The following is a 14,625-nucleotide window of genomic DNA, read 5'->3' as shown; positions in this document are numbered from 1 at the left end:
TATCCTATCGTTATTATGGCACAACTTTATTTTTATTATTCGGCGATGAACGCTGGTAAATCGACCACCTTGCTTCAGTCTGCATTTAATTATCGAGAACGAGGTATGACCCCGTTTATTTTAACCGCTGCTATCGATAACCGCTCAGGTGTTGGCAAGGTTGCGTCACGAATAGGTCTTGAGGCTGATGCGAGTACATTTGAACCTTCAACCAATGTGTTTCAACTGGTTCAAGTTGAACACAACCAACACAAGCTAGATTGTATTTTGGTGGATGAAAGTCAATTTTTGTCAAAAGAGCAAGTTTCTCAATTGACGGATGTGGTCGATTCACTGGGTATTCCGGTTTTATGTTATGGACTGAGAACAGACTTCAGAGGTGAGTTGTTTGAGGGCGCGCAATACTTACTGGCATGGGCCGATAAATTGATTGAATTAAAAACAGTTTGTCATTGTGGTCGTAAAGCCAACCATGTTTTGAGGTTAGACGAGCAAGGTAATGCCATTGCAGACGGCGATCAAGTTGAAATTGGTGGCAATGACCGCTATGTTTCGGTATGCAGGAAACATTATAAAACAGAACTTAATAGGTTGTAATTTTAACATTTTTTGCCATGCTTAAGGCTATCATTGGACAAACTTGGTAGCCATGTCTAACTCACCTTTTTCTTTTCTTGCTAGTGAATCTTCACAAAATACGGAGAAACCCAAGCTGCCTCCTTGGAAGATTTTAATTGTTGATGATGAACCTGAGGTTCACAATGTGACCAAAATGGCATTATCAAGGTTTTCCTATGAGAATCGGGAATTGTCATTTTTTCATGCCTATTCGAAATCAGACGCCATTAAATACATGCTTGATGAGCAAGATATTTGTGTTGTGTTACTCGATGTCATTATGGAAACAGATAATGCGGGACTGGAGTGTGTTCATCAAATAAGGCAAGAACTTAAAAACTGCGATGTGAGGATTATCTTAAGAACAGGACAACCGAGTACGATCCCTGAACATGAAGTCATGTTGAAGTACGATATAAATGATTATAAAAACAAAGTGGATCTCACTAAATCGAAGTTATACATCACCATGACAAGTGCATTGCGGGCATATTGTGATATTAAAAAGCAGTCTAAGTTGGCTTCAGAATTGCAGGAACTCAATGATAATCTTGAAGCCAAAGTTGCAGCGAGGACGGCCGAGCTAACGCAATTAAATCAATCTCTTATGACTGCAAATGAAAAAATATTAGAGCAGCAAAACTCACTTCTTCAATCGGAAAAAATGGCATCTGTTGGGTATTTGGCGTCAGGTATGGCACATGAAATAAACAACCCGCTTGGTGCAATGAAATGTAACTTTTCGGTTCTAAAAGACTATATTAAAGGTCTCAGTCGCCATATTAGTGTGCTTAACAATGAGTCACTTAACGGTGATTTAATAGATATATCTGAACTGCTTGAAGACAACGAAATTGACTTAAATAGAATTGAGCAAATAGTAGCTGCATTGTCCGTATTTAATGGGATATCAGGTGAACAAGCGCAGTTGCATAACTTAACAGAAATATTCACGTGTTTTATTAATAACCTTAGTAAACCAGTCGTTTTAGATCATGACTCTAAAAACGACATCGAACTGCTATGTTGTAGAGAGCAGCTTTTAAAAGTGTTTGATATTTTACATACGAATGCTATCGAATCTGGCGCTCTACCACACGATATTTCAGTAAAAGTGTGCTTGCGTGAGGAAACTGTGTCTATCTCTTTTAAAGATCAAGGGGCAGGTATAGAGCCTACTAAATTGGGTCACATTTTTGATCCCTTTTATTCAAGTAAGCCCGTAGGGCAGAACGTTGGCTTAGGACTTACCATTGCATTGATGCTAATTAAAAATCATCATGGAGAGTTAACCGCGACGTCTGAGTTGGGGAAGGGGAGCTGTTTTGAAATTTGCATCCCAATTGAAACAAGCAGCTGACAAGGTATCAATAAAACATCAATTAAAAACCAGCTTTCTTCTTTACTAAATATTTTACTAATTGATTTTTAAACATTTTAATTCAGTTGTGCGAGATCATATTCTATATTCAGTTAGGCAAGCTAAAATGGTTTAACTCTGTTGAGCACAGGAAGTCATCATGTCACAAAGCATCAGCGCAGACTTAGAAAGCGAAAACAAAAAATTAAAATTAGCGCTTGAGAAAGTCACATATGAAAGAGACAAATACAAAAACCTCTTTGATGCATCTGGAGATGCGTTATCCATTATCGATCTAAAGTCCGGGAAGTTTATCGAGTGTAATGCCGCAGCGGTTGAAATGCACGGTGTTCAGAGTAAGGACAAATTTTTACAGCTTGGTCCTGCAGATATTTCCCCCGAGTATCAACCTTGTGGTCAGCTATCAGAGTCTTTGGCCAAAGGGTTTATTACAAAAGCGTATGATGAAGGGGCGCAATTATTTCAATGGACACATACTCGGCTAGATGGTTCGACTTTTCCTTGTTTAGTGTCACTTACGGCGGTTCAATTGCATGACGAAAACTTGGTCTTGGCAATAGGGCGAGATATAACAGAAATTGTCAGAACTCAGAAACAGCTAGATGAAGCCCACTCAGATTTAAAACGATATAAAAAAGCATACCAAAGAGAAAAACAAAAGTTTGAGCATTTTGTAAATTTAGCTCCAGTGGGAATAGCAATTAACTATATGAAGGATGGTAGCTTTCAGTACGTTAATCATGAGTTTAGCAAAATGACAGGGTATTCAGTAGAAGAGCTGAATAATATGGATTATTGGCAGCTAACTCCGCGTAAATATGAAGAACAAGAGTACAAGCAGCTGGATGACTTAAAACAACAAGGCCGATATGGTCCGTACGCTAAAGAATACATACATAAAGCGGGAAATACTTATCCTGTTTTACTGTCAGGAATAAAAATCACAGACAGTGACGGCGAGGACTTTATATGGTCCGTGGTCCAAGACACGACACAACAAAAAGCGATTGAAGCACAAATACAAAAAGCAAAAGAAGCTGCGGACTCTTTTGCGATTCGCATGCAATTAGCGAACGACTCTGCGGAGATCGGTGTATGGGAGTGGGATCTTGTTTCAAATGAGTTAATTTGGGATGACTGGATGTTTAAGCTGTATGGCGTAACTGAAGGTCAATTCTCTGGTGTCTATGAAGCATGGGTTAATAGCGTCCACCCTGATGACATTGGTTTCGCGAGTGCGAAATTGGAAGCTGCTGTAAAAGGAGAGGGCGTGTATGAACCAGAATTTAGAGTTGTGCACCCTAATGGCGTGGTTCGGACAATGAAAGCGAGTGCCGAAGTTATAAAAGATGAAATGGGCAGAGCAATCAAGGTTATCGGGGTTAACTATGATGTTACTGATAAAGTTAATGTGATTGAAAAGCTGGCCGCTGCAAAAACAGAAGCAGAGAATTCTGCCAAAGCCAAAAGCGATTTTGTCGCAAATATGAGTCACGAGATACGCACCCCTATGAATGCCATATTAGGCGGACTTCAGTTGCTTGAAACCGCTGAACTGAGTGCTGATTTTAGACAAATACTGTCAAACGCGTCTTTTTCCGCGCAAAGCTTGCTCACTATTATTAATGACATTTTGGATTATTCCAAAATAGAGTCAAATAAACTGGAACTAGAAAAAGCGCCACTCTCTTTCGAAGAGATAATAGAGTCTGTCAAGTACGATTTAGATTCGGTTATCAGTAACAAAGGGATTGAATTTCTTGTCACGATTGAGGACAACTTCGACGACAAATGGCTCGGCGATTTAGTTAGAGTAAAGCAAATCTTATTAAACCTAACCTCAAACGCGGTCAAATTTACAGACAAAGGCTCAGTAAAAATAACAGTTAGGTCTGGTCATTATGGCGGAAAAGACGCCGTTAATTTAAAGATCACAGATACCGGCATAGGTATGAGTGAAGAGGCTCAAAAATGTATATTTGACCGGTTTTCTCAAGCAGATACTTCAACTACCAGAAAGTATGGTGGTACAGGTTTGGGTATGTCTATCACGGCAAGTTTAGTGAAGCTAATGAAAGGGCAAATTGAGCTAAAGAGTCAACAAGGTGAAGGTACAAGCATCGATCTTTGGCTACCATTGGAAAAGTCATCTCAGGAGTCCAATCTCAAACAATGCAGATCTTTATCTCCACCAAACCTAGCAGGGAAAAAAATACTGATTGCGGAAGACAATAAAATAAATCAAATACTGATAAAAACAATGCTCAAAGATACTTATGCTGAACTGACGCTTGTAGAAAATGGCCTAGAAGCAGTTGAAGCTTGCCAAAATGATCTTTATGACTTGGTTTTAATGGATATTCATATGCCAGAAATGGATGGCGTCGAAGCGCAAAAAAGAATCAACAGACAACATGCAAGCATGCCTGTCATTGCGCTGACAGCCAATGTCATGACAGGCGATGTGAAAAAGTATTTGGCTCAGGGGTTTGTCGCTCATATCGGCAAACCCATTGATTTGAGAAATTTATTTGGTGTTTTAAAAAACTATGCGGATTAGTGCAAGCAAACGTAATAGATAACTGATTAGTTAAAGCGCCAAGCTATAAAGCGACTTTGTTTGTTGCCTTGAACCATATTTATGACCTTATGTTGCTTAACACCGATTTGTGTCAGGCATTTGGTCAAGGCTGGCAAATTATCTTTTTTGGAGATTAAGCTTGTAAACCAACCGACTTGGTCTTTAAATTGCGCACTTTCATTCATCATGCCTCGAATAAATGCCAGCTCACCGCCTTTACACCAAAGCTCAGGTGCATGTCCGCCAAAATTAAGGTGCTTTGATGTTTTGGCAACACCCAAATTTTTCCACTTTCTGTCAGTGCCTTTTTTCGCTTCTTGTTCACTTGCGTGGAATGGCGGGTTGCACATAGTGAATTCAAAATAGTCGTCTTTGCCAATGATCCCGGTAAAATATGCTTCGCTATTGGCTTGATGTTTTACCTTTATGGGCAGCTTATTAGCTTTGACGATATTTTGGCTAACCTTTACTGCAATTGGGTTTATATCACTCCCTACAAACTGCCATTTATACTCAGAGTGCCCTAAAATCGGGTAAATCAAATTAGCGCCGGTCCCAATATCTAGGCACTTTATTTTTTTACCTGTAGGCACAATATCATTATGATCTTCGGCAAGTAAGTCGGCGAGTGCATGAATGTAATCGGCTCTTCCGGGCACTGGAGGACACAGAAACTGATCAGGTAAATCCCAAAAAGCGATACCATAATGTTTGAAAAGTAGGGCTTTGTTGAGGAGTATCACCGCCTTGGGGTCAGAGAAGTCGACGGTATCTTCACCGTTTTGTTTTGTAACTAGATAATTTGCAAGTTCAGGAACTGCTTTTGTGAGTCCAGGAAAATCATAGCCTGAGGCGTGTTTGTTTCTAGGGTGCATGTTTGAAATTGTGTTTCACAGAATGACTAGTAAGAATTATACCTTAAATTCAATGTCTTCACTATTAGGGTTACTTTTTTACCTCTCAACTGGTACGATGAGTAAAAAATCTTGGATATACAATGATAAATCAAGAATCAATGCAAGTACCGTTAGCTGATGCAGGAACATCTTTGCATTTGAGGTATATACACAACACCGAGAAGACGGGGCCGATTGTTTTGCTTCTCCATGGGGCGGTAGAGAATGGTAAGATTTTTTATACTCACAATAATAAAGGGCTGGCACCATTTTTAGCGACTCATGGCTATCGATGTTTTGTACTGGACTTACGAGGAAGAGGGGAGAGCGTACCGCCAATCTCAAAAGGCCATGATTATGGTCAAACGGAATCTATTGTTGAAGATGTACCTGCTGCTGTAGTGTTTATTTCTAAGCTGCTCGGTGAGCGCCCAAAATTCTGGGTTGCACACTCGTGGGGGGGCGTGATTATGAATAGTGTATTTGCCCGTTTTCCTGAGGAAATAAAATACGTCGATGCATGTGCGTATTTTGGTTCCAAACGCAGTTTATACAACAATCACCCAGAAAAGCTGCTCAAGGCCAATATAATGTGGTATCGGCTTGCGTACTACTACACAAAAAAGCATGGTTATTTACCCGCTAAAAAACTGCGTTGGGGTTCGGATAGTGAAACAGCCAAGTCACATCGGCAAAGTGCTGAGTGGGCAAAAATAAGCCCTTGGGTAGATAGTGATGATGCTTTTGATTATGCCCATGAATTAAGTGACAAAAGGCTTCCGCCGACTTTGCACATTGCTGGAGTGAACGATAAAGCGTTGGCACAACCGATTGATATAAAAATGTTTATGAAAGAGTCTGGTGTAGGTACTCAAGCGTTAAATATATATGGCAAAAAATATGGCCATACATATAACTATGGCCATATTGATATGTTGACGCATCCAAATGCAGTAACAGAGCAATTTCAAGACGTGCTAAATTGGTTTCAGGAGCATCAAAGCTGATTGAATGAAGTTAATTTTTCTTTGGGGTAAGTTGCCCCAACTCTTTTTCTATATATGTTTCAAAAGCTTGCCAGCGTGTTAGGGAGCGGTTGTGAATAGGTTGCCGCACTTGGGTTTTGCTCAGCGTGGATACTTTGCTCCGGCTTTTGTAAAAGTCCATACATTCAGGTTCATATTTCAAATAAATAAAGTTTAAGAGCTTTTGGATTGTACGTTCTGGATCATCGATCAAGGTCTCATAACTGACATTAAAAATGCTTTTTTTAAGGTGAGAAGAAAAATGATCCATAACTTGCTGCTCTATGTCTGCATAGAGCTGGAATTCAGTTAAAGAACAAAAATAGGGCTCATTTTCTGCGAAATGATTGCTGTACACGGACCACGCATTAGCTTTAAAGTCGCGCGTTAAATGTATGAATCGGGCATTTGGGAATATTTTGTATATTAACCCTATGTTTTGAAAATTGGCTGGCAGCTTGTTTATCACGGCCTCTTCTTGCACTCTATTTTTCTTCACTTCATCTACATATACGCTGCGACAATAGTCCAGCATGGAGGTTGATGTTTCATATATACACTCAGGGAAATCACGCTCAGTTCGCATTTCAAGGTAGGGAACTATTTTGTCGCTGATTATGATGCTTTCGCCAATTGAGCCCACTTGAGAGTGCTGTGTAAGTATTTGTTCAAGTAGTGTTGACCCCGTCCTAGGTAGCCCAATGATGAAAACAGGCGTGAACGTCGATTTTACTTTGTCTATTGGCTTATCAAAAAAGTCGCTGTTGCAAGTTTCAAGTAGACGATTAAAAAAAGGCACCATGTCTGCTGTTTTAAATTCACATTGCTCAAATTGTAGCTTGTTAGCCTTTTCGTAAAACTCAAATGCTTCTTTATATTCTCCCAATGCCTGATGTGCAGTTGCAAAAGCATGATAAGCGATGATTTTAAATTTAGGGTGTTCGTATTTGCCCTCAAATTCAGTGAGTTTTTCCATTAACAGCGGGATTTCGTTGGTTGGTGCCAACTGCATCAGTTCGAATATAATGAATATAGAGACCCCGGAAGAAGGGCAGTCTAATCCTTTTTGAAACACCTGATAAGCATTGTCGATAAAACCATGGTCCAAATAAAATTGTCCTAGATGATAATGAATCTGCGCATTGTGTCTGGCTACGCTAAGCGCATACTCTAGTACAGTCTTTGCATCTACAGGCGAGCCTACAGCAATGAAAGCGTCAGCTAAAGCATACAGTGGGTCGAGCATTTTTGGCAGGTGTTCACATGCTCTTTTTAAGTAATAAATAGCATTGTCATACTGCTCTAAGCGCATACATATACGCCCTAAGCCAAATAAAGCTTTGCCATTTTTAGGGTTTTGTTTAAGCACTTGCTTGAACATAAACTCAGCTTCTCTAAGTCTATTTTCCAAGAGTAGCTCTGTGGCGCGATCTAAAAGTAACATGGTATTAAGCTGTTTATTTTCATGATAAAAATAAAAAGAGGAAAAAGCCATCGCTAATTCCTCTTTTGCTTCTGGGTTACAGATAAAGTTTAGAACGTATAAGTTGCTTTGACGTAGTAGAACCCACCATTAATTCCAAATGGAGAGGTTTCATAATACACCCCGCCCCAATTGTTAGAAGGCGTTAGTTCTGTTGCACCATCTTCAGCAAAGTTGATGACTTTCTCAGCATCTTGATCGAAGATGTTGTTAGCGCCCACTGTTAAGCTGATATTTTCTGTCGCATAGTAGGTTAGCTCGGCATCAAATGTGAATGTCGGATCAGCCATGATTGCGGTAGCATCATAGTCGACGTGCACACCTTGATACTCTCCGAAGTAGTTGTAGCGGATAAAGCCTGAGAAGTCTTCCCACTGTTGAGTCCAAGTGTAAGTTGCGCGATGTTGAGGTAAATCATTTTCTAAACGTTTTACCTTAAATTCGCCAGTAATTGCAGAGAACTTATCAACTTCGGTTTCATTCCAGTTGTACGCCATGCTAAACGTGGCAAATCCACCAAGTAAATCCATTGAATAGTTGGCAACTACATCAACACCTTGTGTTGTGGTATCAAAGTCATTGGTAAAGAATGACACTTGAGCAATGCTGTCTACATTAGGCACACCATCAGCTTTGAGAGCTTCTTTTTGTGCAGGTGTCAGATTGATTTTTTCAGATTGACTTAGTCTGTCTTCTACTTGGATGTTGTAATAGTCAATCGTTAAGAATAAATCACCGGTCTGATAAACAAAACCTAATGTGTAACTTTCTGACTCTTCAGGTTGTAGCTCTGTACCACCAAGTATTTCAGAAACTGGGTTTGTCGGTGGTAATAGTGCCGAGTCAACTAAAACGCCACTGCTTAAGTTTGTTTGAACATTACTTACATTTGCTTGACCAACTGTTGGTGCTCTGAAGCCTGTACTAATAGAGCCTCGCACAGATAAGTCATCGGTCAGTTGATATTGACCCATAATCTTGAAGTTGGTTGTGGAGCCAAATGAATCGTAATCCTCAAATCTAAGTGCCCAACCCATTAAAAATTCATCGGTGAATGGTGTCTCTACGTCAATGTATGCAGCGTAGTTACGACGAGAATACTCGCCTGCGGCTGAAGGTTGGAAACCCGGGAAGCCGTTAGAACCAATACCAAAGCCCTGTTGAGTTAATGGGCCTGCAATAAAGGAGGCTTCATCACCGGCTATTACTTCAAATGTTTCTTCATGCCATTCAAGACCAGTCGCCACGTTTACGTCGTAAGCAAGACCAAAATCAAACCCTTTAGAAACATCTAAGTTAAAGTTTTTCTCTAACTGAATGTATTTACCTGGGCTAAACTCCATTGGAGTTTCAGCACCAAGTGATGCGTTCACTGTGTTAGTGATGAAGTAGCGTGATTCATTGCGTCCTACAGAGCCACTGATGTCATAAAAACCGCCTTCCATAAAGCCTTCAGTGAAGTCACCTCTGGTACCGATGGTTAAAGACGTGTCTGTGATATTGCCGCCAAAGTTGGGCGTAAAACCACCTGGAAGTATTTCGTTAAAGGCAAAACAATTGCGGCCGAGTTCTGTATCTGCCGCTATTTGTTGATATGCAGCTATGGTTGCGACATTTTGAATACGATTTCCATCAGCATCTTTGAGGTTAATAGTTGGACAACCAATGCCTGTACCTACGCCATCTAGGTCAGCAACCAGCAGCGTATTACCACCGTCATTGGAATAAACTTGAGGACGAGTTTGAGGGTTACGATAATAGAAGCCACCCTTTACATCTCTTTCTGAATAGTTACCAAACATGTAAAACTCAGAGCTGTTGCTTAGCTCAAGACCTACGTTACCAAACAGCGTGATGTCGTCTTTAATTTCTGGAGCACCCCAAATTTGTGCAGGGTCTCTAATGCCTTCTACGTTGGCATCTGCATATGCCTGAGCATCAGGACGTTGTACACTTCTGCTAGTTGCATCAGCTTCTTTGTATTGGAAACTTAAATTAGCAAACCCTTGATCGGTAAATGGCAAGCCAACATTCCCTTCAAACGTGGTGGTATCCCCATCACCTTCGTAGTACTCACCCTGTTTAACAGAGAAGCTTCCGCCTTCTGAAGCGTCTTTTAACACAAAGTTCAAAACACCTGCAATAGCGTCTGAACCATATTGAGCTGCTGCACCGTCACGAAGTACTTCTACTTGTTTTAATGCTACGCTCGGAATAACTGAAATATCGGGCCCTTGTGCACCATCGTTAATACCACCGCCTAAAAACGCAATGACAGAAGAACGGTGTCTGCGCTTACCGTTGAGTAGTATTAATGTAGAATCCGCTGGTAGACCTCTTAAGTTGGCAGGTCTCACCAAGCTTGCTGCATCACTGATAGGGTTGGCATGTACGTTGAGCGATGGCACAGAGCCTTTCAACAGCTCAAGCATGTCGTCACCGCCAGCCTTGCTCAGCTCATCACCGCCAATAATATCGATTGGGACCGGTGATTCACCGACGGATCTAGGTGCTGCCCTAGAACCTACCACGGCTATTTTTTCAATATCTTTGTTAGCTCCTTCTTCTCTGGCATCTGCTTGAGCGCCAAATGCAAGTAAAGCTGTGGTTGCTGCAGTTGTAGAAATCGCAAATCGAATTGCATTTCTTAGTTTGCATCTCTGTAGTTTCATCCTGTTTCCCCAGTTTTTCTAAACTTTTTTTGTAAACTAAATTGCAATATGCAATAACGTGCTTTCTCAAGAACTTATTCAATTGATTAACACATTTATAAAAATAGCAGCCAATTTACTAAGTTCAATCTTTTGTTTGATTTAATTGCACTTATTTCTAATTTGTGACGATTTTAGGTCTTTTTAGCTTGCAAAATAAACATTGTTGTTTCTGAGGTGGGTATATTTTGTAATTTTTGTTAAACTCAAGGTGAGGAAACCGTCTAAACATTTAATATAAATATTGACTAAATCGGGATTTTATAACACAAAAAGAGCTAGATATAACGAGGTTGATAATTTTATGTAAACCGCTGCGTTGGGGATGTTGTAGAGTTATTTTGGACCAAATATCAACACGATTTTTGCATGGAACTTTGCTAGAATGACAAAAAATAAGTTGATTTCGGATATCGATGCGATTAATAAAAGTCGTTCATAAAGCGCCTATTCGGGTTGCACGGATAAGCAGAAGAAAGCAGAGGCTTAAAATAAGACGTACGCTTATTGCTTTAAAAGGGGCGCTTGCTCAAGAAAAGCAAGAGACAGAGGAAATGCTTGATATCTATAAGCGGTACACGCTAGGAAATGCGTCTAAATCAGAGCTAAAAATTGCAAACAAGCAATTTGTAGATGTACTAAAAGGCTTAGGTTTAGGGGTTTTTGCAATTTTACCTTTTGCTCCCATCACGATCCCGCTAATTATCGCACTTGGTAATAAGTTTGGTGTCGAGGTTTTACCGAGCTCATTCGCTGAAAAAAAAGAGCCTAAAAAGAAATAGCACAGCCCATGCTTAGCCCTGTTAAGAGCTTTGCTATCAGCCAGTTAATTTTTGACATTACGTTTACAAAAATACAGAAAAAACTTACCCTTATGACAGTGAATTGTGCGCGCGTTATTGTTATCCTTGAGGCAATACAACTTAGAACAAGAGGCACGTATGAGTACTTTACTCGTTCACTCCCAAGAAGGAACACCAATTCATTTAACCACTGAGCCGCAACTAGATGGTTGGCTGTCAGAAAATGCACAAGCAGCTAAGAGCTTTGTGTTATCGACGCGCCAAGAAGGTCAAAATGTGTTGTTGATACCGGATTTGACCAGTGGAGCGCTATCAAGTGTTGTCTGTGTAGTTGATTCGCTTGATGATCAATGGCTAGCTGGTGATTTAGCCAAACAGCTACCACAAGGAGTGTATCAATTTATCGGCGACGAAGCATTGATTGAAAGGGCTGCGACTAGTTATATTCTTGGCGCATATAAGTATAGCGCTTATAAAAAGACTGCGCCCATTCAAGCTAAATTAGCCATTTCAGCTCCTGAGTTATATAAAAAAGTTGCTGATATTACAGCTGGTATTTACCTAGTTCGAGATTTAGTAAATACACCAGCAGCTGACATGATGCCGCAGCACTTGGCAGAGACGTTTATTGAACTTAGCGAGCAGTTTGGCGGTGAGTTTAAGCAATTTATCGGTGATGAGTTACTTGAGCATAATTACCCGACGATCCATATGGTTGGACGAGCAAGTGACAATAAACCGAGACTGTTAGACCTAACTTGGGGTGATGAAAGTGCACCTAAATTAACATTGGTAGGTAAAGGTGTATGTTTCGATTCAGGCGGCTTGGATCTAAAACCAGCAGCTGGGATGCGAAATATGAAAAAAGACATGGGCGGCGCGGCCCATGTACTTGGCCTTGCACATATGATCATGGCGGCAAATTTACCAGTTAGATTACGCGTATTGGTTCCAGCTGTTGAAAATGCGGTGTCAAAAAATGCCTTTAGACCTGGCGATGTGATTGTAACGCGCAAAGGTATTACAGTCGAAATCGACAACACTGATGCTGAAGGACGTTTGGTTTTATGTGATGCGCTGGCCGAAGCCCAAGCAGAGCAGCCGGATTTATTAATTGATTTTGCAACCTTGACGGGGGCATGTCGTATTGCACTGGGTACTGAATTGCCAGGTTTTTATAGCACTGATCAGCAAATTGCCAATGACATTATTGCCGAAGGTCTTGAGCTCAATGATCCGGTGTGGCAATTACCTTTGTTTGACCAATACAAAGCGCTGTTTAAAAGCGATATTGCGGATATCTCAAATTGCGGTTCAACGCCTTTTGGTGGGTCAATCACCGCAGCTTTGTATTTAAAAGAGTTTGTAGAGCCAGAAACAACACCTTGGCTTCACTTTGATGTGATGGCGTGGAATGTTCGCCATTTGCCTGGCAGACCAGTAGGAGGTGAAGGACTTGGACTGAGAGCAACCTTCTCATATTTGCAAAAACGCTTTGGTTAACCAAAAGCAAAAAAACGGCTCATTTAGAGCCGTTTTTTTATTATATTATTCAGCAGCTTTTAACGGAATATTTGAAAGCAAGGCTTTCATTTGTTGCCAATATAAGCCAACTGACTCAATGTGTACTTTTTCATCTGGAGAATGAGGGAACTTAATTGTTGGGCCGAATGAAATCATATCCATGTCTGGATACGGCTCTTTGAATAAACCACATTCTAAGCCTGCATGGATCACCATGATGTCAGGTTTCTTGCCATAAATGCCTTCATACATGTCTCTGAAGATATGTATTAGTTCTGACTCTGGTTCAGGCTTCCAACCCGGATACGCACCTGAAAGTTCAATTTTAGCACCAGCAAGTTCTGCTAGTGATGCCAAAGTTCCTTCGACGTCTTTTCGTCCGGAGTCGATCAATGAGCGGATCAAACAAAGAACTTCAATACTGTCAGTGTCAGTTGTGATCACACCTAGGTTTAATGAGGTTTCAACGACACCTTTAATATCATCACTCATGCGAACCACGCCGTTCGGGCACGCGTTGAGGAGTGAGAGTAGCTGTTGAGTACAGGCTGCTGTCAAAGGTGAAAGGTCGTTTTGAGTTTGTGTAGTTGCAAATGTGAGACCCGTTTCAATTGCAGATAGCTCTTGGCGCATAAGCGTCTGCACTTGCTCGATACACGCAACGACTTTATTAACATCGGCATCATTAATTGCTATTGTGGTATACGCCTCACGAGGGATTGCATTTCTCAATGAACCGCCTCTAAATTCAACGATTTGAAAGTCAATGCCATGGAGGTGATGTTTTAAAGTACGCGCAAGCAGTTTGTTGGCATTTGCACGTCCGGTATGAATATCAACACCTGAGTGTCCACCTTTTAAGCCTTTTAAAGAGATCTCTAAATAAACTTGCTCAGCACAAGCTGACTGTCTTTGGATGTCTAGCGTAAGGCTCGCATCAATGCCACCAGCGCAGCCCATGTAAATCTCACCTTCTTGCTCTGAATCTGTATTTAGCAGGATTTCTCCTTCCAACCAACCAGCTTCTAGGCCAAATGCACCAGTCATGCCGGCTTCTTCATCAACAGTTAATATGACTTCAAGTGGTCCGTGAGCCACATCGCTTGAAGCTAGCACAGCCAAGCAAGATGCCATACCAATTCCGTTGTCCGCCCCCAGCGTTGTGCCGTCAGCGGTTACCCACTCACCGTCAACATATGGTTTGATTGGATCGGTTACGAAGTCATGGTCAGTATCGTCATTTTTCTGTGGCACCATATCAATATGTGCTTGCAGTACAACTGGCTTTCTATTTTCCATGCCAGATGTCGCGGGTTTTTTGATAAATACGTTACCTGTTTTATCTCTGCGCACCGGTAGATTTTGGGATGTTGCCCAGTTGACAATAAATTGCGCTAACGCTTCTTCATGCTTAGATGGGTGCGGAATTGAACAGATTTGATCAAAAAATTGCCATACGACTTGTGGTTCAAGTTGGCTTATCTCTGAATGAGGTTTAAACACCATATTCCCCTAATTAACTCGTTTGTTGTCAGTAATTTAATTTTCGTAGCAAACATCAGTTGCTTTGTCACAGCTATGATCTTGAATGAGTCAAATGCGT

At 40.9% G+C, this 14,625-nt stretch carries 10 protein-coding genes; 6 read left to right on the top strand and 4 right to left on the bottom strand.

Translation table 11 applies throughout. The features are described from left to right. Positions 1-15 precede the first annotated feature (15 nt). The 3 genes from N483_RS21700 (at position 16) to N483_RS21690 (ending at position 4,559) form a co-directional block, all read left to right on the top strand. The gene (locus N483_RS21700; RefSeq protein WP_023397909.1) at positions 16-597 is read left to right on the top strand and encodes a thymidine kinase; all 582 of its coding nucleotides are present in this window, start codon (positions 16-18) and stop codon (positions 595-597) included. A gap of 52 nt (positions 598-649) precedes the next feature. Next, on the top strand, positions 650-1,978 hold the full coding sequence (locus N483_RS21695) for an ATP-binding protein (RefSeq protein WP_023397908.1): 1,329 nt from the start codon (positions 650-652) through the stop codon (positions 1,976-1,978). A 160-nt stretch (positions 1,979-2,138) separates the two neighbouring features. Next, positions 2,139-4,559: a PAS domain S-box protein gene (locus N483_RS21690; RefSeq protein WP_023397907.1), complete on the top strand. Its 2,421-nt coding sequence runs from the start codon at positions 2,139-2,141 to the stop codon at positions 4,557-4,559. A 26-nt stretch (positions 4,560-4,585) separates the two neighbouring features. On the opposite strand, the gene rlmF is transcribed toward N483_RS21690, so the two are convergent. Then, the gene (rlmF, locus tag N483_RS21685; protein WP_023397906.1) at positions 4,586-5,455 is read right to left on the bottom strand and encodes a 23S rRNA (adenine(1618)-N(6))-methyltransferase RlmF; all 870 of its coding nucleotides are present in this window, start codon (positions 5,453-5,455) and stop codon (positions 4,586-4,588) included. Positions 5,456-5,577: 122 nt separating this feature from the next. On the opposite strand from rlmF, the gene N483_RS21680 reads away from it, so the two are divergent. Continuing rightward, complete coding sequence (locus N483_RS21680) at positions 5,578-6,483, top strand: alpha/beta fold hydrolase (protein WP_023397905.1); 906 nt, start codon at positions 5,578-5,580, stop codon at positions 6,481-6,483. 10 nt (positions 6,484-6,493) lie between these two features. Here the strand turns inward: N483_RS21680 and N483_RS21675 are convergent, their stop codons facing one another. Both N483_RS21675 and N483_RS21670 read right to left on the bottom strand, forming a co-directional pair. After that, complete coding sequence (locus tag N483_RS21675) at positions 6,494-7,996, bottom strand: tetratricopeptide repeat-containing sulfotransferase family protein (RefSeq protein ID WP_023397904.1); 1,503 nt, start codon at positions 7,994-7,996, stop codon at positions 6,494-6,496. A 38-nt stretch (positions 7,997-8,034) separates the two neighbouring features. Then, positions 8,035-10,656, bottom strand: coding sequence for a TonB-dependent receptor plug domain-containing protein (locus tag N483_RS21670; protein WP_023397903.1), 2,622 nt, complete (start codon positions 10,654-10,656; stop codon positions 8,035-8,037). A 455-nt stretch (positions 10,657-11,111) separates the two neighbouring features. Here N483_RS21670 and N483_RS21665 point away from each other — a divergent pair, with 455 nt between their 5' ends. Both N483_RS21665 and N483_RS21660 read left to right on the top strand, forming a co-directional pair. Continuing rightward, positions 11,112-11,477, top strand: a complete 366-nt coding sequence (locus N483_RS21665) for a hypothetical protein (protein ID WP_023397902.1) — start codon at positions 11,112-11,114, stop codon at positions 11,475-11,477. Between the two features lie 159 nt (positions 11,478-11,636). After that, entirely contained in the window at positions 11,637-13,001 is a 1,365-nt protein-coding gene (locus tag N483_RS21660; RefSeq protein ID WP_023397901.1) for a leucyl aminopeptidase family protein, read from the top strand. A gap of 45 nt (positions 13,002-13,046) precedes the next feature. On the opposite strand, the gene N483_RS21655 is transcribed toward N483_RS21660, so the two are convergent. After that, entirely contained in the window at positions 13,047-14,525 is a 1,479-nt protein-coding gene (locus N483_RS21655) for an aminoacyl-histidine dipeptidase (protein ID WP_036975231.1), read from the bottom strand. Positions 14,526-14,625: the final 100 nt, after the last annotated feature.

The organism is Pseudoalteromonas luteoviolacea NCIMB 1944 (assembly GCF_001625565.1).
Lineage (GTDB): Bacteria > Pseudomonadota > Gammaproteobacteria > Enterobacterales > Alteromonadaceae > Pseudoalteromonas > Pseudoalteromonas luteoviolacea_F.
Note: the sequence above shows the minus strand (reverse complement) of the source record. Positions and strands in the feature narration are given on the sequence as shown.